We start from the raw sequence: 22859 nt of genomic DNA, 5'->3' as shown, positions 1-22859 counted from the left end.
AACGCGCTCTGCCGCGTTGGGCCAAGCAATGACCGATTTCTCCTCTCCCGCCATGTCCAACCGCTCGGGCTGGCGGATCGACGAGCGATTGCGCACTGCTGCCATCGCCGAATATGGCGTGGAGGCGCTACGCGACGATGCGGCGCTTACGCGAATCACGGATTTCGCGGCGGCTTTGTGCGATGCGCCGGTTGCCTTGGTCAGTATCGTCGAAGAGCATCGCCAGACCTTCCTGGCGCGTACGGGAGTGGAGCCGACCGAGACTCCTCGGGAAACCTCGTTTTGCGCGCATGCGATGGTGCTGGACGATATTCTCGAAGTGCCGGACGCGACGATCGATCCGCGGTTCGCCGATAACCCGCTGGTGACGGGTGCGCTTGGCATCCGCTTTTATGCCGGGATGCCGTTGGTTCGCGAGGACGGCCTGCCGCTGGGCGCGCTGTGCGTGATCGATACGGTGCCGCGCCCCGGCCTGACCGAGCTTCAGCGCCAGGGGTTGCGTGTGCTGGCCGCCGACGTTCTGGCGCGGCTCAGCGACAATCGCAGCGCAGCGCAATCGCGTGCCAAGCTCGACGATAGCGAAGGGCGCTTTCGCGTGCTTGCCGACACCATGCCGCAGATGGTCTGGTCGACTCGAGCCGACGGTTTCCATGATTATTACAATGCGCGCTGGTATGAATTTACCGGGATGCCAGTTGGCTCGACCGATGGCGCGGAGTGGAACGGCATGTTTCACCCGGAGGATCAGGACCGGGCCTGGACGATATGGCAACACTCGCTGGCAACCGGCGCGCCGTATCAGATCGAATATCGCCTGCGCCGGGCCGACGGCCAATATCGCTGGACGCTCGGTCGCGCGCTGCCCATGTATGACGATAACGGCACGATCGTACGCTGGTTCGGCACCTGCACCGATATTCACGAACAGAAGGAAGCAAGCGAGCAGCGCGAAATCGTCGCGCACGAGCTGAGCCACCGCATCAAGAACATCTTCGCGGTAATTTCGGGTTTGATCAATTTGTCCGCGCGCAGCAATCCCGGCTTCGGCCCGATCGCCAGCGATTTACGCGAGCGGGTGACCGCGCTCGGCCGCGCGCACGATTTCGTGCGGCCGCACAGTGCGCAATCGCGCCCGTCCGTCTCGCAAAACAGCCTGCATGGCCTGCTGAGCGAACTGTTCCTGCCCTATCAACCCGAAGCCGCCCCCCGCATTTATGTGCAGGGCGTGGATTTCGAAATCGACGATCGCTCGGCGACGCCGCTGGCCTTGCTGTTCCACGAGCTTGCCACCAACGCCGTGAAATATGGCGCATTGTCGAGCGACGCGGGTGTCGTCGAGATCGCAACCCGCCGCGATGGCGAACGCGCAGTGCTGGAATGGCAGGAGCGCGACGGCCCGGTCGTCAACGTTCCGACCAAGACCGGGTTCGGCTCGCAATTGATCGAACTGAGTGTGGTTCGTCAATTGGGCGGGACCGTAGAGCAACGGTGGGAGCCGGACGGGCTCCGCGTGGCCATCGCCATTCCCAACCCGGCCCTGCGCCGCGACTAAGCCTTAATTGGTGAGCGGGACGAAGTCCGCGCTGGTGGTGGCGCTGGCGTCAACCTCCGCCGACGCGCTGGCAATGGCCGCCGCCGCCAGGATGGCCGCTTCGCTGAACGGCTTGCGGACATAGCCAAGCGCCCCGCTGGGATGCGCGATCTGTCCGGGATTGGCGGTGACGAAAACGACCTTGACCCCATAATCCCGCGCCAGCGTGCGCGCGAGTTCAGGGCCGGTCGGACCATCGCGGAGATTGATATCCACCAGCGCGAAGCTGCAATCGCGCGCGGCATCGATCGCCCCGTCGCGATCGGCTGCAATCGCCTTCACCGCATAACCGGCATCAACCAGAATACGTTCGAGGTCGAGCGCGACGAAAATCTCGTCTTCGACAATGAGGGCAGTGGCGGGCATGGCGTTTTTCATTCGGATAGGGACCTGGGACTATCTAACCCGGTATCGGGGGTGATGGTTCCTTGATCTCGCTCAATCCTTTCGGACAAGGCCGCCCAATTGGAACACCGCATGTTCCGCCAACAAATTGGCCTGCACCGACCCGGTCTGTTGATCGCCGGACAGGAACCACGCGCCCTGTACCTCAATCCCGCGCGCCTTCACAAAAGCGCGAAAGTCTTCGATCGTCACGTGATGGATGTTGGGGGTATCGAACCATTGCTCGGGCAACAGCCGCGTTACCGGCATCCGCCCGCCCCACAATAGCGACATCCGCACGCGCCAATGCGCAAAATTCGGGAAGGAGACGAAGGCTTGTCGCCCAACGCGAAGCAAATGATCGAGCACCACGTCCGGGCGGCGCGCGGTCTGCAAAGTCTGGCTTAGGATTGCGTAATCGAAGCTCGCATCGGGATAATCCGCCAGATCGATATCGGCATCGCCCTGGATTACCGACAGCCCCCGCGACACCGCCGCTGCCACATTCGCCGAATCGAGCTCCAGTCCGCGCGCATCGACACCCTTGGCGTCGCGCAATGCCGCCATCAGCGCGCCGTCACCGCAGCCGACATCGAGAATGCGGCTGCCGGGTGCGACATGGTCGGCAATGATCGCGAGATCGGGGCGCAATGTCATGACCGCAGGCTCGCCGCAAAGACCGGATCGAGCCGTTCCATATAGTTTTCCGGTCGGATCGGCGCGTGGAACCCAAGTGCTGCGTAAACGCCGTGCGCGTCGCGTGTGACCAGGGCGACCCGTCGAATGCCGTGATAGCGCGGATGATCGACGAACCATTGCACCATGCGCCGCCCGAGCCCGGCACCGCGCGCCTCATCGTCGACCCAGACGTCGGCGATCCAGGCGAAGGTCGCATAATCGGTGATCGCCCGCGCATAGCCAAGCTGCACGCCATCTCGGTACGCACCCAGGCAATGCGACCCGGCGATAGCGCGCTCGACCAGATCGCGCGCAATACCCGGCGACCAATAGCTGGACGCGAGCCAGCCATGCACGCGGGCCACGTCGAGCAACGCCGTGTCGTCCGACAGTTCGATCATGCCCCCGCCCTCAAAAACCCGTCGACCACGCGGTTCATCTCCGGCGCGTCGAGCAGAAACGCGTCATGGCCGTAAGGACTCGACAGCTCGACGAAGCTGACCGGCGCACCCGCTGCATTGAGCGCGTGCACGATCGCGCGCGAGGCCGGGGTCGGATAGAGCCAGTCGGTATCGAAACTGACCAGACAAAAGCGCGCCTTGGTCGCGCGAAAGGCATTGGCCAGATGCTCGCCATGCTCGCTCGCCAGATCAAAATAATCGGTCGCGCGGGTGATATAGAGGTAGGAATTGGCGTCGAAGCGATCGACGAAGCTGATGCCCTGGTGCCGCAAATAGCTCTCGATCTGGAAATCGGCATCGAACCCGAAGCTGATCGCGCCATCGGGCCGATCGGGTCGCTGCTGCAGGCGCCGCCCGAATTTCTCGGTCAGCCCGGCTTCTGACAGATAGGTGATGTGCGCCGCCATCCGCGCCACGGCGAGCCCCGCCGCTGGCGGATCGCCCGTTTCATAATAGGCACCGCCACGCCACTTCACATCGGCCATGATCGCTTGCCGACCGACTTCGTGAAACGCGATGTTCTGCGCACTGTGCCGCGCGGTGGAGGCGATCACCACCGCAGCGCGGACGCGATCGGGGAAGGTCGCGGGCCAGCTCAGCGCCTGCATGCCGCCCATCGATCCGCCGATCACCGCCGCCAGCGTGGCGATGCCGAGATGATCCAGCAGCAACGCCTGCGCACGCACCATGTCGCGAATGGTGATGACCGGAAAGGCCATGCCCCAGTGCGTGCCCGTTGCCGGGTTGATCGTGGCCGGACCCGATGACCCCATGCAACTGCCGATCACATTGGTGCAGATGACGAAATGCCGCGCCGGATCGACGGGCTTGCCCGGGCCCACCATGCGCGCCCACCAGCCGGGCTTGCCGGTCACCGGGTGCGGCGAGGCGACATGCTGGTCGCCCGTCAGCGCATGGCAAATCAGCACGGCATTGCTGCGATCGGCATTGAGCGTGCCGTAGGTTTCATAGCCGATTTCGACCGGCGACAGCAGCGCGCCGCCATCCAGCCGCAGCGGTCCGGGCAACCTTACATGGCGGGCAAGCCCGAAACGCGCGTCCTCAGTCATTCCGCGCTGGTTAGGATCATGCGGCGATCAACTCAAGCGTCGCGCATGCGCCCGGCTGGCGATGATCGTCGAGGCGGCAAGCCGTCCGGTCTGCGCGCTGCCATTCATATAGCCGGGATAGGCGTCGGAAAGATGTTCGCCCGCGAACAAGACAGGGCCGGCCGAAACCGGAGCCTTTACGACCCCGCTTACCTCGGTCCAGATCAGCCGCCCGAAGCGCGTCAATTGGCCCGGCCGGAAATTGACATAAGCGCCCATCGCCATCGGATCGCGATGCCAGTTGGTGCGACGCACGAACGGCCCGGTGGCAGCCAGCATGCCCGGCACGCCGGGCTCCACCTGGACGGCATATTTGGCAGTCAGCGATAAGGGCTCCGGCCGGTCGGCCGCCGCCACCTGCGCGCCGCCCAGGAACCATGTCCACATGTCGCCCGACGCACCGCCGCCGCGCACGCTGCCATCCCAGTCGCTCGCCACTCCGGCCCGCGCGTTGGTTTGCCAGATGTCGCCGCCGCGCCCGACCACCGCATCCCATGGACGCGCGGTCATCCCCGCCTGAACCTTCATGTTCATGCCCAATCCGACCTCGGTAATGAAACGCGTCCACAGCGGCGGCAGGGGAACCTGAAAATCGATGTTGCGCGTGATCGACGCGGGGGTCGTGACGATCACGTTGGCGGCATCGACGGTTTTTCCGTCGGCAAATACCACGCGGACCCCGGCCCCGAACGGATCAATCCGCGTGACGCGGCGATTGAGCTGGATGCGGGCCGACAACCGCGCCGCCATGGCGTCGATCAACGCGCCGCTGCCGCCGGAAATAAGATAGCGTTCGTCGCTGCGTCCAAGAACGTCGATCCGCCGCCCCTTGACCGTCGGCAGGTTGAACACGAGTTCGATTGCGGATGCCTCTCCCGGTTCCACCCCATATTCGGTGCGCGCCGTCGCCTCGATCAGGCGACGGACCCACGGTTCGGGCATCAAATCGGCATGCCGGTCGAGATAGTCGGTAAAGCTCAGCGCATCGAGCTCGGGCCCGACCCGCGCATAATCCTGGTCCATCCGCACCGAATCGGCGTCGATTTGCCCGGCGATACCGCGCAACGCGGCAGCGAGCTTGCTCTGTGGCACCTCCTGGCCATCGGCGAGGATCATCGTGCGGTGCGGCGTGCCCTTGCGGTCGATCAGCGCCAAACCGAATTCTCGGGCGAGCGCATGCATATCGGCATGGTCGGTATTGACCAGCTGCGCGCCTGCCTCGAATGTCGGCTTGCCCGGCTCGCGTGCGGTATAGACCCGCCCGCCCAGCCGCGCGCGCGCTTCATACAGGCGCGCGTCGATCCCGGCGCGGGTGAGGTGCCACAAAGCAGTCAACCCGGCGATGCCGCCGCCGATAATCGCTACGGGGCCCGCGCTCGCCGTCCCCGCATGGCCAGGGGAAGGCAAAGCGGTTGCCGCCCCCGCCGCCGCGAGTGCAGCCAATACCGCACGTCGCGTCTCGCCTGGTCCCCCCGGGATCGGTGCCGACTGCTGTGTGTCGGTAAGATTGGCCCGTCGTGCCATCGCCAAAGCGCGCCAGACCGTTTCACTTCCCCGCATTCCTATCTCCCCACGCGGCCTCCTAGCAGGCCGGACGGACAACGCCAGCTTGCCAATGGAATGAGCATCCGCCATGCGCGACGTCATGCTGCCCTTTGCTCGTGTCACTATCATCGGTATCGGTCTGATCGGCTCGTCGATCGCCCGCGCCGCGCGCGCCGCGATGCCGACGGTCCGGCTGACCGGTTACGATGCCGACGCGGACGTTCGTCTCGTCGCAGACCAGCTCAAGCTGTTCGACGATGTCGCCGATAGCAGCGGCGCTGCGGTGATCGACGCGGACCTTGTCATCCTGTGCGTGCCCGTCGGCGCGATGGGAGCAGCCGCCGCCGAGTTCGCGGCCGATCTGCCTGCCGAAGCCGTGGTCAGCGATGTCGGCAGCTGCAAGGCCGAAGTGCTGCGCGCGCTGACCGAGGCGCTGCCCGGTGCCACGATCATTCCCGCCCACCCCGTCGCGGGGACCGAGCGCAGCGGGCCCGAAGCGGGCTTCGCGACGCTGTTCCACAAACGCTGGTGCATCCTCACCCCGCCCGAGAATGCCGATCCGCTCGCCGTTGAACGCGTTGCCGAATTCTGGCGCAGATTGGGCGCGGAAATCGAGACGATGGCCCCCGACCATCACGACCGCGTGCTCGCCATCACCAGCCATTTGCCCCATTTGATCGCCTATACCATCGTCGGCACGGCATCCGACATGGAGGAAGTTACCCAATCTGAAGTCATCAAATATTCGGCTGGCGGCTTTCGCGATTTCACGCGCATCGCCGCGTCCGATCCGACGATGTGGCGCGACGTGTTCCTCGCCAATCGCGAGGCGGTGCTCGACATGCTACAGCGCTTCTCGGAAGATTTGACCGCGCTGCAACGCGCGATCCGCTGGGGCAAGGGCGACGAATTGTTCGACCTGTTCACCAAGACCCGCGCGGTGCGACGCGGCATCATCGAACAGGGGCAGGACGATCCGGCCCCGGATTTCGGGCGCGCGCACGACTAAGACGTCGGCGTTGCTAGGCCTGCGGCGTGTCCAAGGCGTTGATCGCCGCATGGACGCGCCGCTCGATCTCGGCGCGCGGCAAGCCGGGGGGAATGGGCTCGCCGAACCGGAAGGTCACCACTCCCGGCACTTTCGGGCCGTGTTTGGGCCATATCTGTCCACTGTTGATCGCCACCGGCACCACCGGGATCTTGAGCATCTGGTACAGCCCGGCGAACCCGGCGCGCAGCGGCGGCTGTTCGCCCGGTGCCACGCGCGTTCCTTCGGGGAAAATCAGGATCGAGCGCTGCTCGGCAAGCGCCGCGCGCGCCTCGCGTAACATGCGCCGCAGTGCGCCCGCCGACGCCTCGCGATCGACCACGATCACCCCGTAGCGCCGCGCCGCCCAGCCCCATACCGGGATATCGGTCAACTCCTGCTTCATCACGATCGCCGGGTTGCGCAGCATTCGCCCCAGCTCGAGTGTTTCATACATCGCCTGGTGCTTGGCGGCATAGAGCACGGGCACCCCGCCGATATGGCCGGGCCCCGTCGTATCCCCGAAACGCGCGCCTTCAATGTTTTGATGGATACCGAGGATCGTGCGCGTCGCCCAGCCATGGAAGCGGGTCCAGAAATGCGTATGCACCACCATCGCGCGCCAGCCGAACAGCGCCGAAATTGGTGAGGTCAGCACAATCGGCACCGACCCCCCGTAAAACACCAGCATGAACAGCCAGTTTCGCAAAGCGTTCACGTGACGGCCCCGATCAGCAAGGCAGCCTTGCGCAGAATGAGCTTGTTATATTCGCCGATCAGCACGGCGTAGCGCGGGCTGCTCGGCACGCCATCCCCGAACACGGTCGCGTCCCCATCGAGCGCATTGACCAGTTCGAGCCGCGCCCGCGCCAGATGCCAATCCGAGGTCACCAGCCGCACCGTCTTGTAGCCGTGGCTGCGCACCCAGTCCGCCGTCTCGTCGGCGTTGGAGCGGGTATCCACTGCTTCATGGCCCAAATCGACGCAGCACGCGAACAGCGCCGGGCTGACGCGATATTCATGCGCCAGTTCGGCCGGGCGCACTTCCGGCGCGACGCCGCTGATCAGCATGCGCTTGGCCATATGCCCCTGCAGCAGCGTGAGACCGCGATCGATCCGCCCGGCAGACCCCGTCAGCACCACAATTGCATCGGTACGCGGGCCGACAAGCGGTGCCGGCATCGTCGCCAGGAAAACCGCAAACCCAAGCAGCCAGAGCAGCACGAGCAAGCCCAGGACCCGCGCGATCACAAATAGCGTCCGAGCGCACCGAGCACCGCTTGCCGTGCCGCGAGCGTTGCCAGCAGCGCGAACACCAGCGGCAATGCCCCGAGCAGCACCCAATCGCGCGTGCCAAGTGCCAGGCCTCCCAGCAAATCCGAGCCAAGCGTCGTCAATTGCCAGCCAATCAGCATCACCACGCCGCCCGCGACGACCGTGCCGAGCACGCCGCCGATCAACGTATCGAGCGCGATCCGGCGCTGGAACAGCCGCGCGACCTGAACATCGGTCGACCCCAGCATGTGCAAGACCTCGATCGTCGCCCGGTGCGTTTCCAGCCCGGCGCGTGCCGCCAGAACCACGACCGCCGCCGTGGCCGTCGCCATCAGCAAGACCAGCCCCGCCGCCAGCAGCGTGACGAGCCCCATGAAACTGCGCACCGGCGACATCCAGCTTTCATGCCGGTCGATCCGTGCGGACGGCGCGACGCTCAGCACGGCTTCGCGCACGCGTGCCACCGCGGCATCGCTGGCCGCGCCGAGATCGACGTCGATCATCGCCGGGATCGGCAAATCGGGATCGGCACCGTCGGCCCCCAGCCACGGGCGCAGCAAGGTCGTCAGCTTGGCGCGATCGACCGCGACCGCGCGCGTTACCACCGGATCCGCGTGCAGCACGGCGAGCGCGCGCGCTGCCTGGTCGAGCCGCTTGCTCTCCACGGGCTCGACAATCTGCACCGTCAACCGGCCGGCCAATTGCCGGTCGAGCAACGCCGCCGCTCCCAGCGTGCCCAGCCCAAGCGCGGCGGCAAGCACCGTCAGGAACAGCATGATCGCCATGATCCACATCATGGCCCGCGTGCCCCGACTCTCGTCAAGCAAGCGGCGGTCGGCCGCCGATGCAATCATTCGCACGCTCATTCGCTACCGCCGGTGCCGTTGGGCGGGGGAAAGCGCAACGAACCCGTCGGGTCGAGCAAACGCCCGTGGTCCAGCCGCATCATGTGTGCCTTCTGGATGCGCCCGAGCAGGTGGAAATCGTGGGTTGCCACCACGACCGTCGTACCGAGCCGATTGAGCGAGTCGAACAGGTGCAACAATCGTTCCGCCATGTCCGGATCGACGTTGCCGGTCGGTTCGTCGGCAACGAGGATTTCGGGTCGGCCGATCACCGCGCGCGCAATCGCCACGCGCTGCTGCTCGCCGCCCGACAACGTTGGCGGCTTCGCGTCGACGCGGTCGCTGAGGCCGACCCAGGCGAGCATCTCGCGCACGGGTGCCTCGACATCGCTTTCGGGCACGCCCGATACGCGCAGCGGCAAGGCGATATTGTCAAAGGCCGAGAGATGCGGGACGAGCCGGAAATCCTGGAACACCACGCCGATCCGCCGCCGGAAGCCAGGCAGGCGCGATCGCGGCAAGGTCACCGCGTCTTCGCCGAACAGCCGGATGCTGCCGCGCGTCGGGCGCTGCGCCAGATAGAGCAGCTTCAACAACGACGTCTTGCCCGCGCCCGATGCGCCGGTCAGGAAATAAAATGCCCCGGTCGACAGCGTGAAGCTGACGTCGGACAGCGTCTCCTGGCCCGTGCCGTAGCGTAGCCCCACATTTTCGAACTGTACGATATTCGCCATGTGGCGCGTGCTGCTCGCTCTCTTATCAATGCCCTGCGCCTGCATCGCACGATCCGGCGCGCCGCCACAAGCACAGGCATCACGATAGCGTTGCGAAACGCTTGCCTAGCGCGGCCGCGTAGGCTTAGATTCGGGGGATACGTTGCCACAGGGCGGTAACGGGGCCAAAGCCGTATCATGATCCTCGAATGCACCGAGTGCCACACGCGTTACCTCGTCCCGGATTCCGCCATTGGGGCGGATGGGCGGACAGTGCGGTGCGCGAGCTGCAAGCACAGTTGGTTCCAGGCCGGTGCCCCCGTGCTCGATCTGGTTGCGCGGGCGGAAGCGGTGCCGATCGCGCCGCCGCCCGTCGCGCCCCGGATGGAAGCGGAGGTTGAGCGACAGCCCGCTCCCCCGCCTGCGGCCGACCCGGCGGCTTCGCCCTATGAAGACTATGATGCGTTCGCACACGAACCGCCGTTTCGCCCCCGCCGCAACCCGGCGCGGCGCTGGACCGTGGCGGCGATCGCGGCTGGCATCGCCATGCTCGCGGCAGCGGCGCTCGTTTTCTATGCGGACCTTCCCGGGCTGGCGGGCCAGTTGTTTCGCCCGGCGACCGGTACGCCGCTGAAAATCGTCAGCAAGCCGGTCGACCAGCATACCTTCAACGGCAACGAGATTTTCGCGGTCAGCGGCATCGTGCTCAACCCGACCGACACGCGCCAGCCCATCCCCGACATCCGCGCCGACCTGCGCGATGCGCAGAAGCGGATCGTGTTTAGCTGGATCATCCGGCCCGAAGCGACCACGCTGCCGCCCAAGGGGCAAGTCCAGTTCAACTCCGCACAAGTCAACGTGCCCGTCAACGCCCAGGAGTTGGTGCTCAGTTTTTCCGGCGAGGCCGCGCACTGAGCCAGGCGAAGCGGCCGCCGTGCAGAATCGCGGCGGCAACCATTCCTAGCCCGGAGGCATAGACCAGCCCAAGCGGCCCGACCCCCGCTTGGACGAACAGCCAACCCGCCCCGCCGGTCACCACGAAGAACGCGATGATGCTGTTCACCCCCGCCGCAATCTGGTCGCCGAGCGACCGCAGCGCATAGACGAACACCACCTGCACGCCGTCGAACAAAATGAACGGTGCCCAGATCGGCAGCATCGCCAAGGCCACCGCGTGCACGCCAGGTGCCGCCGGAAACGCCGCGACGATCGGCCAGCGCGCCACCACGATCACGATCGCAAGCAGGCCCGTGAACAGCGCCGCCAGCCCGGCCGCGATCACGGTGCGGGGTACCGCCAGCGCGGGCGTCCCCTCGCCCATGGCATTGCCGACGCGCACGCCCGCCGCCGATCCAAGCCCCAACGCGACCCCGAAGGTGACGTTGTGGACCGAGAAGACGATCTGGAAAGCGTGCGCGGTCACCGGTCCGAAATCGGTCGACAAGGCAATCAGAATCGAAAAGCCCGCCAGCTCCAAGCCCGAGGCGATTGCGGGCACGATCCCGAAGCGCGCCGGCCGCACAGCACCGGGCACCGCAGCCACCCATGCCCGCCGCGAAAGATCGCGCACGCCGCGCGCCCGCGCATTGTCTGTCGTCCACACCGCCGCCAGCATGCCCCCCGCGCCGATCAGCGACGCGCTCGCCGTTGCCGCAGCCGCGCCGACGGCACCCAAAGCGGGCAAGCCGAGATGGCCGCCCGACCACGCCCAGGCCAGCACCGCGTTGAGCGGCAGAACCGCAAGGTTGACCACCATCACCCGCCGCGGGCGCGATATCGCTTCCAGAAAGAAGCTCGCCGCGATGATCGTCAACTGAAACGGATAGGACAGCGCCATCACCCGCACCACGCGCGCCGCCGGGCCCACCAGGGCGGGCGCGACGCCAATGCCGCCCAGCATCGCTTCGGCAAACAGCCCGAAGCCGAGCGCACCAAGCGCGCCCAGCACCAGCGCCAGCACCAGCCCTTCGCGCAGCGTCGCCCCCGTGCGCGGCAGGTCACCCGCGCCATCGGCACGCGCGGTGAACACCAACGTGCCCGACAACCACGCCAGCCCGGCGACGATCGTCACGAAGGTCAGCGCGCGACTCGCGCCCAAAGCGGCGACCTGGTCGGTGCCGGTCAGGCCGACCACCACGATGTCGGTAACGCTCAAAATCGTCCAGTTGAGGCTGGTCAGCATCACCGGCCACGCCAGCGTGAGAATACGCCGCGTCTCCGCAACGCATCGGTCGGAGCGACTTGGGAGTGGGGCAACCGGCATCCGCGCCTGCTACGCGCATCATCCCGATTGCGATAGGCATTGCGCCCGCCGCGATGCTTTGCTAGGGGCGCTCGCCTACCAGCTGCCGGGCGTGCCCGGTGATGTTACGTGCGGCCGTGGCGGAACTGGTAGACGCGCAACGTTGAGGTCGTTGTGGGCGAAAGCCCGTGGAAGTTCGAGTCTTCTCGGCCGCACCACATTTTTAGAATCGCATCCCATTAGAGGAGTAAGGCGGGGCTGTGGCGGCGTTGACCGGTGGAATTTCCGGTTGACGTGTAGGAAAATGTTGCTCAAATGTTCTCGCCGCATAAAGCAGCGAGGGCGGCATGATCCTGATATCCGAGAGCCAGCGACGACGCGCATTTTCGATCTGGCTGCGAACCGGCAGATTGCCGCGCGTAGCCTTTACGGACGGCATCGAACTCAAATTTAATCCCTGGCACGATCCGGCGGATGGGCGGTTCACCTTTGCGGGCTCGGGGCAGAACTATGGTCGCGACAGGACCAGCCCGATCAGACGGGCCGGTGACCATCGAGCACCAATAGGTAACCGTAGCGAGCCTCAGAAGCCGATTAGCGGCGCAGGGCCGAAAGTGGGACCTTCGCCTTCCGGCCGCCTTGGCTCAACGGCGGCCCCACCTAAGCCACAGCAGACGCAACCTGGCGCTCAGCGGAACTCTGCCGTCGAATTCGTCAGCGGGGTTGGCGAAGGCCTGTATCATGTCGGGAAAGAGACGGCCGCCGGGGCATATTCCCTTTTCACGACAAACTCTGTCACCACGGTTAGCAATACAGCTATCGGTATTGCCGAAACGATCGATTCGGTCCTGGTAGCCGAAAACACGCCCGCGCGGATTCATATCGCTCGCGCGGTCGATACGATTGCACATGCGTCTTCGCGCGACCTTGGTCGTGCCACCGGATCGATCGTTGGCAATGTCGCGCTGGCGGCGGCACCCGGAGCGACGCTGTCGAAGGTGTCCGCCTTGCGCCGTATGCGCGCTGTAACGCCGCGCATTTCCTATGATCCGCCGCAAATCGGTTGGGTTAAAGAGAACCTTACCTCCGACAAGCCTTGGAAACTTTACAATGACCAAGCGACCGGTGCTCGGTCCGGCCAAGCGCCGACCTTAACCCGGACCCTTCCCAATGGATCGAGGCGGCCGGTCAAATTCGACGGGGTGCATGGCGAATATGTGGTTGATAGAAAATGGGCCATTCGGGATCAGCCGCGAGCACGAGCGCAAGTCTTGCGCCAGTCCGAAGTTTTGTCGCAGCATCGCCTCATCGGCGTTTGGGAAGTTCCTAATGAACACGAGCGCCTTGCGGCTATAAAATTACTAAAAAAGTTGAATGTTACGAACATAAAAATCAGGATCGTGAAACCATGATTGCAATTCAGATCGCACGAATTATTGCTCATTTTTCGCTTTTTCTTGACCTCACGGAAGACGATATTCTCGATCCCGACGAGGCTATCCAGATGATGGAGTTGCTGGGCGCTGATCTTAAGGCGCTAGATAAGACATTCCTGCGCGAACTGGTCGACGCCTTTGCGATCATCGCACCGGAGTTTAGTGAAGCGACGCAACAAATGGTGCGGGATATCCCATATTCCTATTATCTAGAGGAAGAACTGGCAGCCGACGATCCGGTGCGGCTGGCTGAGCTTGATTCAATACGAGAGGCGCGGGATTGAGAGCCAATCGGGGGAGAAATACCGACCGAAAAATTCCGGCATAATTTTTAGCATGATACTTTCATTTGACCGAGGTTTTCCGATAATCTGATTGCCCAACCTTGTCCTCTACGGGACACCACTTCTTAAACAGGCAGGGCGGCATCAAACGCTGCTTTCCAGCCCCTGCCCTCACTCCACCCAATCGCGCGTTAGAAACCGGCTGGCGAGCGCCATTAGCGCGCCCGCGACCAGATACAGGCACAGGCCCGTCGCAATCGCATAGCGCAGGGCGTCGGTGCCATAGGCTGGTGCCAAATGGTCCGACAGCGAGCCGATTGCCCAGGAGCCCAGCCCAAGCCCGATCAGATTGTTGATGAGCAGGAAACTGGCCGAGGCGGTCGCGCGCATATGGGCGGGGACGAGATGCTGGACCGCGGTCAGCACCGGCCCGAGCCAGACATAGACCAGCGCCTGTGGCAGCAGGAACAAGGCGAAAGCCGCCTGCCACGATCCGGCCAGCACGCCTGCGATGAACAGCGGCGTCCCCACCACATAGCAGATCGCCGGAAACAGCGCGTACCAGCGCCGCCCGCGCGCGCCGAGCCGGTCGCCCAACCATCCGCCCAGCACAATCCCCGCAACGCCACCGCTGAGCAGCAACGCGCCGAAAAACTGCCCGGTCTGGCTCAAGCCCAGACCGTAATTGCGCATGATCATGCTCGGCAGCCAGAAAGCCACGCCATAACCGCACATCGACCCTGCCGCCGCCCCGAAGGCGAGCAGCCAGAAGCTCGGCTTGGCGGCGAGGATACCGAAGACATGGGTGATCGGCACTTGATCCACCGGTGCCACCGCGCGCGGGCGATCGCGCACGATCCATTTAAACGCAGGCGCAAGCAGCAGCCCCGCCACCCCAACCGCCAGGAACGCGCTGCGCCATTCGACCGTCTGCGCGATATAGCCGCCGAGCAACGCCCCCGCCGCCGCCCCGACCGGGATGCCGAGCGAATAGATCGACAGCGCCCGCGCCCGCGTTTTGGCCGGATAATAATCGCCGATCAGCGCGTAAGAGGGTGCCACCCCGCCCGCTTCGCCGACGCCGACGCCGAGGCGAAAGGCGAACATCTGCCCGAAGCTCTGCGCGGTGCCGCACAATGCGGTGAACACGCTCCACACGCCGAGCGACAGCGCAATCACCCAGGAGCGGCTGGTGCGATCGGCCAGCAAGGCGAGCGGGATCGCCAGCGTCGAATACAAGGCGGCAAAAGCCAGCCCGCCAAGCATACCGAGCTGCGTATCGGTCAGCGCCAATGACGCCTTCACCGGCTGCGCCAGGATGCTCAAAATCTGCCGGTCGAGAAAATTGAAGGTATAGACCAGCAGCAGCATCGCCAGGACGAGCGCGCGGTTTGCCGGGCGGGGGGTGTCGGTGGTCATGTTGCCTGCCCTCAATCGTAAAAAGGGCCGGGCACCCCGCGTCGAGTGCCCGGCCCACCTGTTTGTAACCGCCGCGATTCAGAATTTCGCGGTAATCGTACCGAACACCTGGCGCGGATTGCCGTAAAAGGCGGTGGCGATGCCTTCCTTGCCCAGCGTCGGAACATAAGGGCCATTCGGCACCGGCACGTTCGCGAGATTGATCGGATTCCCGGCCAGATCGGTGCGGATATATTGATAGCCCGAGGTCTTATAGTGCTTGTCGGTGATGTTCTTGGCATGGACGCCGATCGAATAGCGCCCCTTGCCAAAGGTATAGGTCAAATGCGCGTCCCACAGCGCATAGCCCGGCTGGTCGAGGAACGGGCTGGCGGTTTCGAACTGATGCGTCAGGCTGCGATACGACACCGTGGTGGAGGCGTTAACCTTGCCCGGCCCGGCCGGAACCGTGGCACCGAGCGTACCCGATAGCGTCCAGTCCGGCGTGTTCTGGAACACGCGAACATTGGCGACGTCGGTCCCGGTCGGCCCGATGAAGGTTTTGTACTTGGCATCGATATAACCCAGCGTCCCGGCAAGCGTCACGTTCGACCCCGCCCCTGCGAAATCCCGCGCGAGAATCGCGTTCGATTCGAGTTCGACGCCCTTGATCGTCGCCTTGGCGGCGTTGGTGGTGATGCCGCAGAAGGATTGCACGCCACCGATGATGCAGCCGACCGACCCCGGCACCTGCACGTTGCTGTAATCCGAATAGAAGCCGTCGAGCGCGAAGGTCAGGCGCTTTTCGAACAGTGCGCCCTTCCAGCCGATTTCATAGCTCTTCACCACTTCGGGCTTGAACAACAGATAGTTGTAGATTTCCTGATAGCTGCGCACGCCATCCTGATTGACGTCTGGTGCCGAGGTACCGGAACCGCGCGGATCGAAACCGCCGCCTTTGAAGCCTTCCGAGTAAGACGCATACAGCAGATGGTCGGCGGTCGGCTTGAAGCTCAGCGAAGCGCGCGGGGTGAAGCGCTTGAAGTTGGCGGTGCCACGGAAGTCCGTCGATGGTGCGCCGACCAGCGTCGGGCTGCCGCCAAATTCAGAGGTCACGCCGAAATAGCTGGCCTTGAAGACATAGGATTGGCGCTGGTCCCAGGTGTAGCGCCCGCCCAGCGACAGGCTCCATTGCGGCGTGAAATCATAGGTGAAATCGCCGAAGATCGAGCTGGTTTCGGTCCGCACGTCGCCAGCGGTATAGGCGTCAAAGTTGGGGAGCGTCGTCGACAGCAGCACGTCGAAACCGGTCGAAGCCTTGGCCCCCAGATAATAGAAGCCAACCAACCCGTTGAGCTTGTCGCTCTTGTAAGCGAGTTGAAATTCCTGGCTGGTCTGTTCGTTGCGATACACGGCGGGCACATCGACATCGACCGCGGGCAGCGCGTCAAAGTCGATCGGTGTAAAGGAACGATCCTTGCGGAACGCGCTGATGCTCTTCAGCGTCAGATGGTCGGTCAGCTCGCCCGTCGCGACCAGCGAAAGCCCGCCCGCCTGGATGTTCTGGCGCGGGTTGTTGAGCCCGGCGCGGGTGTCGAAGGGGTTGGATTGCACCGGCGTCGCGGTCAGCAAGCTGGTGATCAGTCGCGATCCGTTGCGGGCGTTCGATTTATCCTCGGTGTAATCGCCGGTCAGCCGCAGCGACATCCGCCCGTCGGGCGACGCAAACTCGATCGTGCCGCGCCCGGCCCAGACGTTCTTGTTGTAATTGTCGATGTTGAGGTTGGTGTTGCGCCCGAAGCCGTCACGCGTCAGCCGCGCGCCCGACACGCCAATCTTGAACAGCGATCCGACCGGCGTCGACAGGCTGACGATACCGTCGGCCTGGTTGAACGACCCATAGCTCGCCTTGAAACTCGCCTCGGGCACATCGGCCAGGCGCTTGGTAACGTATTTGACCGCGCCGCCAATGGTGTTGCGGCCATAGAGCGTACCCTGCGGCCCGCGCAGCACTTCGATTCGATCGACTTCATACACATCGAGCACCGCCGCCTGCGGCCGGTTGAGATAGACATCGTCGAGATAGATGCCGATCCCCGCCTCGAACCCGGGCACCGGATCCTGCTGGCCAACGCCGCGGATGAAGGCGGCGAGCGTGGAATTGGTGCCGCGCGCATCCTTCAGCGTGGTGTTGGGGGTGACGTTCTGGATATCGGTCAAATCGACCACACCCGTCTTTTCGAGTCGGTCGGCGCTGAAGGCGGTCACCGCGATCGGCACATCCAGCAAGGTCTCCGCGCGGCGGCGCGCGGTGACGACGATGTCGCTGTTCTCGGCGACCGCTTCCGGTTCTGCTGGCGTCGGGGTGGTCTGGGCCATGGCAGGCGCGGCGACCATGGCAGCAAGCGCGACGCTGGCATTGAGCAACAGGCGCACGGAATTCAGGCGTGTCATCGGTTTTCCCCTCCTGCGGCGCATCCACATGGCCCGATATGCATCCGGGTTGTGCGCCTGTGCTTCTCGCTTTACTGAAACATGAACCAGGTTTCAACTTGGGATTTGGGGAGGACCATACGATGGCAGCCAAACGTGGCGTGGTGGCAACAGCCGACGCGGCGCAAGCGGGCGATCTGGCCGCGCGCGGCGACGCTGTGCGCCTCGACGACTCGGCAAGCGCCGGCAAGGCACCGCGCACCGAGCGCGGGCGCAAGACGTTGCGCGCCATCCTCGATGCGGCGGCGATCGAATTCGGCGAGCGTGGGTTCCACGAAGCCTCGGTCAGCGGCATCACGCGTCGGGCCGGTGTCGCGCTGGGCAGTTTCTACACCTATTTCGATTCGAAGGACGCCGTATTCCGCGCGCTGGTGCGCGACATGTCGGATCAGGTCCGCGACCGCGTCGCCCCGGCGATTCGCGCAGCACCCGACCAGATCGCGGCGGAGCGCGCCGGTTTGCTCGAATTCATCGCCTTTGTGCGCGGGCACAAGGAAATTTACCGCATCATCGACGAAGCCGAATTCGTCGATCCCGAATCCTTCCACCTGCATTATGCGACGACCGCCGAGCGTATCGCGGCACGGCTGAAGGCAGCAGCGGCGCGCGGCGAGATCCGTAGCGACGTGTCCGAAGTCCACGCCTGGGCGGTGATGGGTATGAACGTGTTCCTGGGGTTGCGCTACGGCGTGTGGACCGATGACCTTGCCCCCGAGGCGGTCGCCGACGTGATTGCCGATATGCTGGTCAACGGCCTGGCCGCGCAGCCTTAGCCACCTTCGCCCCTGTCCGGGCCTTCACAAGGAAAAAGGGCCGGTGCGTTGCCGCACCGGCCTTAGGTCGTCCGCAGGAGGAACATGGTTTGGCTGCCGGGCTCCCCCGAACCCGGCAGCCAATCTCTTCAATAGTGGTAAGCGCGTTCGCCATGCTCGGCGATGTCGAGGCCTTCCTGCTCGACATCGGCGCTGACACGCATGCCCCAGGTCTTGTCGATCAGGACGAACAGCACCGCTGCACCGACGCCCGACCAGACCAGCGTCAGACCGACGGCCCAGCATTGGGTGATGACTTGGCCGAGCATGTCATAGCTACCGGCGACCATCGTGCCGGGCTTGGTCGAATAGTCGGCAATGCCCTGGCCACCGAGGTACGGCGCGTCCAGCACACCGGTCAGGATCGCGCCAGTGATGCCGCCGACGCAGTGCACCCCGAAAACATCGAGCGAGTCGTCATAGTTGAACCACGACTTCACCTTGGCGACGAAGAAGAAGCAGAGCGGCGAGACGATCAACCCGAGTACCACCGAACCCATCGGCCCGGCATAGCCCGAGGCCGGGGTGACCGCGACGAGCCCCGCCACGACACCCGATGCGGCCCCCAGCAGCGACGGCTTGCCGCGTACGATCTGTTCGACCAGCAACCAGGACAGACCAGCAGCGGCGGTGGCGACGAAGGTGTTGATGAAGGCAACCGAGGTGACGCCATTGGCTTCGAGGTTGGAACCGGCGTTGAACCCGAACCAGCCGACCCACAGCAAGCTGGCACCGATCATGGTCATGGTCAGCGAGTGCGGCGGCATCGGCTCCTTGGGGTACCCCAGACGCTTGCCGAGCAGGATGCACATCACCAGACCGGTGATACCGGCGTTGATGTGGACGACGGTGCCGCCAGCGAAATCGAGCGCGCCCCACTGGAACAGCTTGCCCGCATCGGCATTCTGCGCGGTCAGTGCGGCTGCGCCCTTAAGCGCCGCCGAAGCAATCGCGTCCGGCCCGCCCCAATACCACACCATGTGTGCGATCGGGAAATAGACCAGCGTCACCCACAAAGCGGTGAACAGCATCAGCGGCGAGAATTTCACCCGCTCCGCCACGCTGCCAATGAACAAGGCCGGCGTGATGCAGGCAAAGGTCATCTGGAAGCAGATATAGGCATATTCAGGGACATAGACCCCGTTGGAGAAGGTCGCTGCCTGGCTGTTCGCGTCGACGCCCATCAGGAACGCCTTGGAGAAGCCGCCGAAATAAGCGCTGCCGCCGGTAAAGGTGACCGAATAGCCGTAGGTGACCCAGATCACTGCGACCATGCACACGATCATCAGCACCTGCGTGAGGACGCTGAGCATGTTCTTGGTGCGCACCAGGCCGCCATAGAACAAGGCAAGGCCGGGCACCGACATCATCAGCACCAGTAGCGAGGAAACCAGCAACCAGGCGGTATCGCCCTTGTCGACGGTGGCCTTTGGAATCGGCGAGACGGCCGCCGCCGCCGTGGTCTGCGCCCAGGCCGGGAGCGCGGCGAAGACGGCAGCCCCCGCGAGCGCCGCCAACCCCAATTTGGTCGATGCTTTCATCTTTACCCCCTTAACAGCCCCGCTCACAGCGCGGTCTCATCGGTTTCGCCGGTGCGGATGCGGACCGCCTGCCCGACATCGAGCACGAAAATCTTGCCGTCGCCGATCGCGCCGGTATTGGCCGACGCCTGGATCGCCTCGACGACCTTGTCGGCAAGATCCGCGCCGCAGACGATCTCGATCTTGATCTTGGGCACCATGTTGGTGCTGTATTCCGCACCGCGATAGATTTCGGTCTGGCCCTTCTGGCGGCCGAATCCCTTGACCTCGGTAACGGTCATCCCGGCAACGCCGATTTCGGTGAGCGCTTCGCGCACCTCATCAAGCTTGAAGGGTTTGATGATGGCTATGACGAGCTTCATGCGACAACCGCCCCTGGTTATGGACCCCGAGGGCTTCTACGCAATGACCGTGCCAGAGTTAGAAAGACGCGTTTCCGCGCACAAACGCGTCAGGAAAGATTACCGATGGGTAAATTTTTGTGCAGTCGCGAAGGTCTGCCTAAGAATCGGGCAGCGCTGCGATGATCTGCCGCGCGGCCTCGATATCGTCCGCATCGACCATCACGCGCACGGGGATGAAGAACTGGCTCCCATCCGCAATGCTGGCATTGCCGTCGAGCGCGAACGCCGGAATCCCCTCGGACTCGAGTAGTCCGATCACGATATGCGCTTCGTTGCGCGCAAAACGGCCGAGTTCCACCAGACTCATCGGGCCGTCACGCGGACGGCGCGTCGAAGCTCGGCAACACCGCCTGCACGCGCACGGGCAGGCCGTCGATGCTCGTCGTGCGATCCGCGATCTTGGCGAGGCGCGCCTCCGGATCTTGCTGGGCGTGATATTTGACCAGCGTGTCGCGCGGACGATCGAGCGTCATATGCGGCACGCCCCATCCACAGCTGGTCTGCACGCTGTCCACCGCGATGTCGAACACCTGCCGCGCACCGGGCAAGCGCGGAAAATGCTGGGCGAGCGCGTCGAACTCCGGCTCCCCCGCAATCACGAAACGCCCGGTGCCGTATAGCCGCAAAATCAGCGCCGGATTATCGAACGCGCAGAACATAATGGTGATGCGCCCATCGGCGGCGAGATGCGCCTGCGTCTCATTGCCCGATCCGCCAAGGTCGAGATAGGCAACGCGATTGGGCCCGAGCACGCGAAAGCTGTCCATGCCCTTGGGGCTGAGGTTGATGCGCGCGCCCTCCGCCGCCGTCGCCACGAAAAACATCGGTTGCCGCGCGATAAAGGCGCGGTGCTTGTCGTCAAGGGCGCGAAAGAACTCCATCGCAACCGCTTAACATAAGCGCATCCCTTTGGCGATGTGCGGGCTTAGACCGCCGTTCCGCCGACCGTCAGCCCCGCGACCAGCAAGGTCGGCTGCCCGACGCCTGCGGGAACGCTCTGACCGCCTTTGCCGCACATGCCGACGCCTTCATCGAGCGCGAAATCGTTGCCGATCCCTTCGACGCGCGTCAGGCACGACGGCCCATCGCCGATCAGCGTCGCGCCCTTGATCGGCGCGCCGAGCTTGCCATTCTCGACCAGATACGCCTCGGTGCAACTGAACACGAATTTGCCCGAGACGATATCGACCTGACCGCCGCCGAAGGATTTGGCAAAGATGCCGGTCTTCATGCGGCTGAGCAATTCGGCCGGATCGTCGTTGCCGCCGCGCATGAAAGTGTTGGTCATGCGCGGCATCGGCGCATGGGCGAAGCTTTCGCGGCGGCCATTGCCGGTCGGGGCCACGCCCATCAGCCGCGCATTGAGGCGGTCCTGGATATAGCCCTTGAGGATGCCGTCCTCGATCAGCACATTCTCCTGCGTCGGCGTGCCTTCATCGTCGATCGACAGCGACCCGCGCCGGTCGGCGATCGATCCGTCATCGACCACCGTCACGCCGGGGGCCGCGACGCGCTCACCGATCCGGCCGGAAAAGGCGCTGGTGCCCTTGCGGTTGAAATCCCCCTCCAGCCCGTGGCCGATCGCTTCGTGCAACAGGATGCCGGGCCAGCCCGGCCCGAGCAGCACGGTCATCTCGCCCGCCGGGGCCGCGACCGCATCGAGATTGACCAGCGCCTGCGACAGTGCCTGATCGATCGCGCGGTTCCACGTCGCCGGTTCCATCAGCTCGGTATAGAGATAGCGACCGCCCATGCCGAAAGTACCGGTTTCGCGGCGGCCATTCTGCTCGACGACGATCGACACGTTCAAGCGCACCAGCGGGCGCACGTCGGTCGCGACGAAGCCGTCGGCGCGGACGATCTCGATGACGTTCCAATTGCCCAAGAGCGACACCGACACCTGCGCCACACGCGGATCGCGCGCGCGCGCGGCGGCGTCGATCGTCTGGCAGAGGTTCACCTTGTCGGCGAATGGGATCAGGTCGAGCGGGTCGGCGGCTGTATAGAGATGCCGGTTCGTGCTGCGCGGCGGCCCCGCTTTGGGCGCGGACGATGGATCGATCAGCGCCATCGTTTCGCTCGCGCGCCGGATCGCGGCGGCGCTCAGCTCATTGGCATGGGCGAAGGCGGTCATCTCGCCCGACACCGCGCGCAAGCCGAAGCCCGAATGCGTGTCGTAGCTGGCTGTTTTCAGCCGCCCGTCATCGAAGCCGAACGCCTCGGACTTGCGATATTGCAGGTAAAGCTCGCCATCATCGGCCTTGCCGAGCGCAGCGGCAGTCAGCGCCTGCGCCTCCGCCGGATCAAGCTGGCCATCATGATAGAGAAAGGCGCGGGGGTCTGTCGGACTGGTCATTCCGACAATATAGGCGGCTTACAGGCCTGCGCCATCCCCGTGATCGCGCAAGGTCGACGGATCGACACCATCGGCGGGGCCACCGATCAGGACGAAACGCCGGTCGCAATAGCCGCAATCGACATAGCCGCTCTCATCGATTTCGAGGAAAACGCGCGGATGGCCGAGGCTGGCACCGCCGGGAATATCCGACGCGCCATCGCAATGATTGCGGGTGTGGGTGACACGGACGATTTCGGGCGGAGCGATCATGGCGACGCGCATA

Annotated in this window: 24 protein-coding genes and 1 tRNA gene; 7 read left to right on the top strand and 18 right to left on the bottom strand. The window is 64.5% G+C overall.

Annotation, left to right across the window (positions count from 1 at the left end):
* The first annotated feature begins 28 nt into the window (after positions 1-28).
* Positions 29-1552, top strand: coding sequence for a PAS domain-containing protein (locus ACP7BL_RS11000; protein ID WP_341204131.1), 1524 nt, complete (start codon positions 29-31; stop codon positions 1550-1552).
* A gap of 3 nt (positions 1553-1555) precedes the next feature.
* Here the strand turns inward: ACP7BL_RS11000 and ACP7BL_RS10995 are convergent, their stop codons facing one another.
* The 5 genes from ACP7BL_RS10995 to ACP7BL_RS10975 form a co-directional block, all read right to left on the bottom strand.
* Complete coding sequence (locus ACP7BL_RS10995; protein WP_126848615.1) at positions 1556-1957, bottom strand: response regulator; 402 nt, start codon at positions 1955-1957, stop codon at positions 1556-1558.
* A 72-nt stretch (positions 1958-2029) separates the two neighbouring features.
* A complete protein-coding gene (gene metW / locus ACP7BL_RS10990; protein WP_126848617.1) occupies positions 2030-2632 on the bottom strand; it encodes a methionine biosynthesis protein MetW in 603 nt (200 codons plus the stop codon).
* Complete coding sequence (locus tag ACP7BL_RS10985) at positions 2629-3054, bottom strand: GNAT family N-acetyltransferase (RefSeq protein WP_426258324.1); 426 nt, start codon at positions 3052-3054, stop codon at positions 2629-2631. The genes metW and ACP7BL_RS10985 overlap by 4 nt, the downstream gene beginning before the upstream one ends.
* On the bottom strand, positions 3051-4184 hold the full coding sequence (metX, locus tag ACP7BL_RS10980) for a homoserine O-acetyltransferase MetX (protein WP_426258323.1): 1134 nt from the start codon (positions 4182-4184) through the stop codon (positions 3051-3053). The genes ACP7BL_RS10985 and metX overlap by 4 nt, the downstream gene beginning before the upstream one ends.
* Before the next feature lie 27 nt (positions 4185-4211).
* Positions 4212-5783 carry a flavin monoamine oxidase family protein gene (locus ACP7BL_RS10975; RefSeq protein ID WP_426258322.1) on the bottom strand — a complete coding sequence of 524 codons (1572 nt, stop codon included), beginning with the start codon at positions 5781-5783 and terminating at the stop codon, positions 4212-4214.
* Positions 5784-5868: 85 nt separating this feature from the next.
* On the opposite strand from ACP7BL_RS10975, the gene ACP7BL_RS10970 reads away from it, so the two are divergent.
* Positions 5869-6777 (top strand): prephenate/arogenate dehydrogenase family protein, encoded by a 909-nt coding sequence (locus tag ACP7BL_RS10970; RefSeq protein ID WP_033967589.1) that lies wholly within the window; start codon positions 5869-5871, stop codon positions 6775-6777.
* A 13-nt stretch (positions 6778-6790) separates the two neighbouring features.
* Here ACP7BL_RS10970 and ACP7BL_RS10965 read toward each other — a convergent pair whose 3' ends face one another.
* The 4 genes from ACP7BL_RS10965 to ftsE are packed head-to-tail and all read right to left on the bottom strand — an operon-like array spanning position 6791 to position 9649.
* Complete coding sequence (locus tag ACP7BL_RS10965) at positions 6791-7513, bottom strand: lysophospholipid acyltransferase family protein (RefSeq protein WP_033967549.1); 723 nt, start codon at positions 7511-7513, stop codon at positions 6791-6793.
* Positions 7510-8046 carry a YdcF family protein gene (locus ACP7BL_RS10960; protein WP_033967547.1) on the bottom strand — a complete coding sequence of 179 codons (537 nt, stop codon included), beginning with the start codon at positions 8044-8046 and terminating at the stop codon, positions 7510-7512. Before ACP7BL_RS10960 ends, ACP7BL_RS10965 begins: the two co-directional genes overlap by 4 nt.
* Positions 8043-8936 (bottom strand): cell division protein FtsX, encoded by an 894-nt coding sequence (locus tag ACP7BL_RS10955; protein WP_033967545.1) that lies wholly within the window; start codon positions 8934-8936, stop codon positions 8043-8045. Before ACP7BL_RS10955 ends, ACP7BL_RS10960 begins: the two co-directional genes overlap by 4 nt.
* Positions 8933-9649, bottom strand: a complete 717-nt coding sequence (gene ftsE, locus ACP7BL_RS10950) for a cell division ATP-binding protein FtsE (protein WP_033967587.1) — start codon at positions 9647-9649, stop codon at positions 8933-8935. The genes ACP7BL_RS10955 and ftsE overlap by 4 nt, the downstream gene beginning before the upstream one ends.
* A gap of 177 nt (positions 9650-9826) precedes the next feature.
* Here ftsE and ACP7BL_RS10945 point away from each other — a divergent pair, with 177 nt between their 5' ends.
* Complete coding sequence (locus ACP7BL_RS10945) at positions 9827-10543, top strand: MJ0042-type zinc finger domain-containing protein (protein ID WP_426258321.1); 717 nt, start codon at positions 9827-9829, stop codon at positions 10541-10543.
* Here the strand turns inward: ACP7BL_RS10945 and ACP7BL_RS10940 are convergent.
* A complete protein-coding gene (locus ACP7BL_RS10940) occupies positions 10515-11891 on the bottom strand; it encodes an MATE family efflux transporter (protein ID WP_426258320.1) in 1377 nt (458 codons plus the stop codon). The two genes, ACP7BL_RS10945 and ACP7BL_RS10940, sit on opposite strands and share 29 nt — an antisense overlap.
* Positions 11892-12001: 110 nt before the next feature.
* Between ACP7BL_RS10940 and ACP7BL_RS10935 the strand changes: the two genes are divergently transcribed.
* The 3 genes from ACP7BL_RS10935 to ACP7BL_RS10925 all read left to right on the top strand — a co-directional run bounded on the left by ACP7BL_RS10935 (position 12002) and on the right by ACP7BL_RS10925 (position 13590).
* A tRNA-Leu gene (locus ACP7BL_RS10935) sits at positions 12002-12088 on the top strand.
* Positions 12089-12217: 129 nt separating this feature from the next.
* Positions 12218-13282 carry a hypothetical protein gene (locus ACP7BL_RS10930; RefSeq protein WP_426258319.1) on the top strand — a complete coding sequence of 355 codons (1065 nt, stop codon included), beginning with the start codon at positions 12218-12220 and terminating at the stop codon, positions 13280-13282.
* Positions 13279-13590: a hypothetical protein gene (locus ACP7BL_RS10925; RefSeq protein ID WP_033967584.1), complete on the top strand. Its 312-nt coding sequence runs from the start codon at positions 13279-13281 to the stop codon at positions 13588-13590. Before ACP7BL_RS10930 ends, ACP7BL_RS10925 begins: the two co-directional genes overlap by 4 nt.
* 171 nt (positions 13591-13761) lie before the next feature.
* Here the strand turns inward: ACP7BL_RS10925 and ACP7BL_RS10920 are convergent, their stop codons facing one another.
* Positions 13762-15009 carry a spinster family MFS transporter gene (locus tag ACP7BL_RS10920; protein WP_426258318.1) on the bottom strand — a complete coding sequence of 416 codons (1248 nt, stop codon included), beginning with the start codon at positions 15007-15009 and terminating at the stop codon, positions 13762-13764.
* Between the two features lie 78 nt (positions 15010-15087).
* Positions 15088-17442: a TonB-dependent receptor gene (locus ACP7BL_RS10915; protein WP_126848632.1), complete on the bottom strand. Its 2355-nt coding sequence runs from the start codon at positions 17440-17442 to the stop codon at positions 15088-15090.
* A gap of 122 nt (positions 17443-17564) precedes the next feature.
* On the opposite strand from ACP7BL_RS10915, the gene ACP7BL_RS10910 reads away from it, so the two are divergent.
* Positions 17565-18254, top strand: a complete 690-nt coding sequence (locus ACP7BL_RS10910) for a TetR/AcrR family transcriptional regulator (RefSeq protein ID WP_249340889.1) — start codon at positions 17565-17567, stop codon at positions 18252-18254.
* Positions 18255-18382: 128 nt separating this feature from the next.
* Here the strand turns inward: ACP7BL_RS10910 and ACP7BL_RS10905 are convergent, their stop codons facing one another.
* From ACP7BL_RS10905 to ACP7BL_RS10880, 6 genes are all read right to left on the bottom strand, one after another.
* Complete coding sequence (locus ACP7BL_RS10905; RefSeq protein WP_426258317.1) at positions 18383-19834, bottom strand: ammonium transporter; 1452 nt, start codon at positions 19832-19834, stop codon at positions 18383-18385.
* Positions 19835-19857: 23 nt separating this feature from the next.
* Positions 19858-20196: a P-II family nitrogen regulator gene (locus ACP7BL_RS10900; RefSeq protein WP_010405890.1), complete on the bottom strand. Its 339-nt coding sequence runs from the start codon at positions 20194-20196 to the stop codon at positions 19858-19860.
* A 139-nt stretch (positions 20197-20335) separates the two neighbouring features.
* Positions 20336-20545, bottom strand: a complete 210-nt coding sequence (locus ACP7BL_RS10895; RefSeq protein ID WP_159181812.1) for a DUF2007 domain-containing protein — start codon at positions 20543-20545, stop codon at positions 20336-20338.
* A gap of 7 nt (positions 20546-20552) precedes the next feature.
* Positions 20553-21119: a pyridoxamine 5'-phosphate oxidase family protein gene (locus tag ACP7BL_RS10890; RefSeq protein ID WP_426258316.1), complete on the bottom strand. Its 567-nt coding sequence runs from the start codon at positions 21117-21119 to the stop codon at positions 20553-20555.
* 44 nt (positions 21120-21163) lie between these two features.
* Positions 21164-22594, bottom strand: coding sequence for a metalloprotease TldD (tldD, locus tag ACP7BL_RS10885; protein WP_426258315.1), 1431 nt, complete (start codon positions 22592-22594; stop codon positions 21164-21166).
* Positions 22595-22612: 18 nt separating this feature from the next.
* Positions 22613-22846: a zinc-finger domain-containing protein gene (locus tag ACP7BL_RS10880; protein ID WP_033967581.1), complete on the bottom strand. Its 234-nt coding sequence runs from the start codon at positions 22844-22846 to the stop codon at positions 22613-22615.
* Positions 22847-22859: the final 13 nt, after the last annotated feature.

It is taken from the genome of Sphingomonas sp. DC1600-2, from assembly GCF_049897605.1.
Lineage (GTDB): Bacteria > Pseudomonadota > Alphaproteobacteria > Sphingomonadales > Sphingomonadaceae > Sphingomonas.
This window is presented reverse-complemented; position numbering and strand designations above follow the sequence as displayed.

Bases quoted from the DNA above. Each gene is read 5' to 3' on its own strand.
- ACP7BL_RS11000 (WP_341204131.1), top strand. From the start codon at position 29: ATGACCGATTTCTCCTCTCCCGCCATGTCCAACCGCTCGGGCTGGCGG.
- ACP7BL_RS10995 (WP_126848615.1), bottom strand. From the start codon at position 1,957: ATGCCCGCCACTGCCCTCATTGTCGAAGACGAGATTTTCGTCGCGCTC.
- metW (WP_126848617.1), bottom strand. From the start codon at position 2,632: ATGACATTGCGCCCCGATCTCGCGATCATTGCCGACCATGTCGCACCC.
- ACP7BL_RS10985 (WP_426258324.1), bottom strand. From the start codon at position 3,054: ATGATCGAACTGTCGGACGACACGGCGTTGCTCGACGTGGCCCGCGTG.
- metX (WP_426258323.1), bottom strand. From the start codon at position 4,184: ATGACTGAGGACGCGCGTTTCGGGCTTGCCCGCCATGTAAGGTTGCCC.
- ACP7BL_RS10975 (WP_426258322.1), bottom strand. From the start codon at position 5,783: ATGCGGGGAAGTGAAACGGTCTGGCGCGCTTTGGCGATGGCACGACGG.
- ACP7BL_RS10970 (WP_033967589.1), top strand. From the start codon at position 5,869: ATGCTGCCCTTTGCTCGTGTCACTATCATCGGTATCGGTCTGATCGGC.
- ACP7BL_RS10955 (WP_033967545.1), bottom strand. From the start codon at position 8,936: ATGAGCGTGCGAATGATTGCATCGGCGGCCGACCGCCGCTTGCTTGAC.
- ftsE (WP_033967587.1), bottom strand. From the start codon at position 9,649: ATGGCGAATATCGTACAGTTCGAAAATGTGGGGCTACGCTACGGCACG.
- ACP7BL_RS10945 (WP_426258321.1), top strand. From the start codon at position 9,827: ATGATCCTCGAATGCACCGAGTGCCACACGCGTTACCTCGTCCCGGAT.
- ACP7BL_RS10940 (WP_426258320.1), bottom strand. From the start codon at position 11,891: ATGCCGGTTGCCCCACTCCCAAGTCGCTCCGACCGATGCGTTGCGGAG.
- ACP7BL_RS10930 (WP_426258319.1), top strand. From the start codon at position 12,218: ATGATCCTGATATCCGAGAGCCAGCGACGACGCGCATTTTCGATCTGG.
- ACP7BL_RS10925 (WP_033967584.1), top strand. From the start codon at position 13,279: ATGATTGCAATTCAGATCGCACGAATTATTGCTCATTTTTCGCTTTTT.
- ACP7BL_RS10920 (WP_426258318.1), bottom strand. From the start codon at position 15,009: ATGACCACCGACACCCCCCGCCCGGCAAACCGCGCGCTCGTCCTGGCG.
- ACP7BL_RS10915 (WP_126848632.1), bottom strand. From the start codon at position 17,442: ATGACACGCCTGAATTCCGTGCGCCTGTTGCTCAATGCCAGCGTCGCG.
- ACP7BL_RS10910 (WP_249340889.1), top strand. From the start codon at position 17,565: ATGGCAGCCAAACGTGGCGTGGTGGCAACAGCCGACGCGGCGCAAGCG.
- ACP7BL_RS10905 (WP_426258317.1), bottom strand. From the start codon at position 19,834: ATGAAAGCATCGACCAAATTGGGGTTGGCGGCGCTCGCGGGGGCTGCC.
- ACP7BL_RS10900 (WP_010405890.1), bottom strand. From the start codon at position 20,196: ATGAAGCTCGTCATAGCCATCATCAAACCCTTCAAGCTTGATGAGGTG.
- ACP7BL_RS10895 (WP_159181812.1), bottom strand. From the start codon at position 20,545: ATGAGTCTGGTGGAACTCGGCCGTTTTGCGCGCAACGAAGCGCATATC.
- ACP7BL_RS10890 (WP_426258316.1), bottom strand. From the start codon at position 21,119: ATGGAGTTCTTTCGCGCCCTTGACGACAAGCACCGCGCCTTTATCGCG.
- tldD (WP_426258315.1), bottom strand. From the start codon at position 22,594: ATGACCAGTCCGACAGACCCCCGCGCCTTTCTCTATCATGATGGCCAG.
- ACP7BL_RS10880 (WP_033967581.1), bottom strand. From the start codon at position 22,846: ATGATCGCTCCGCCCGAAATCGTCCGTGTCACCCACACCCGCAATCAT.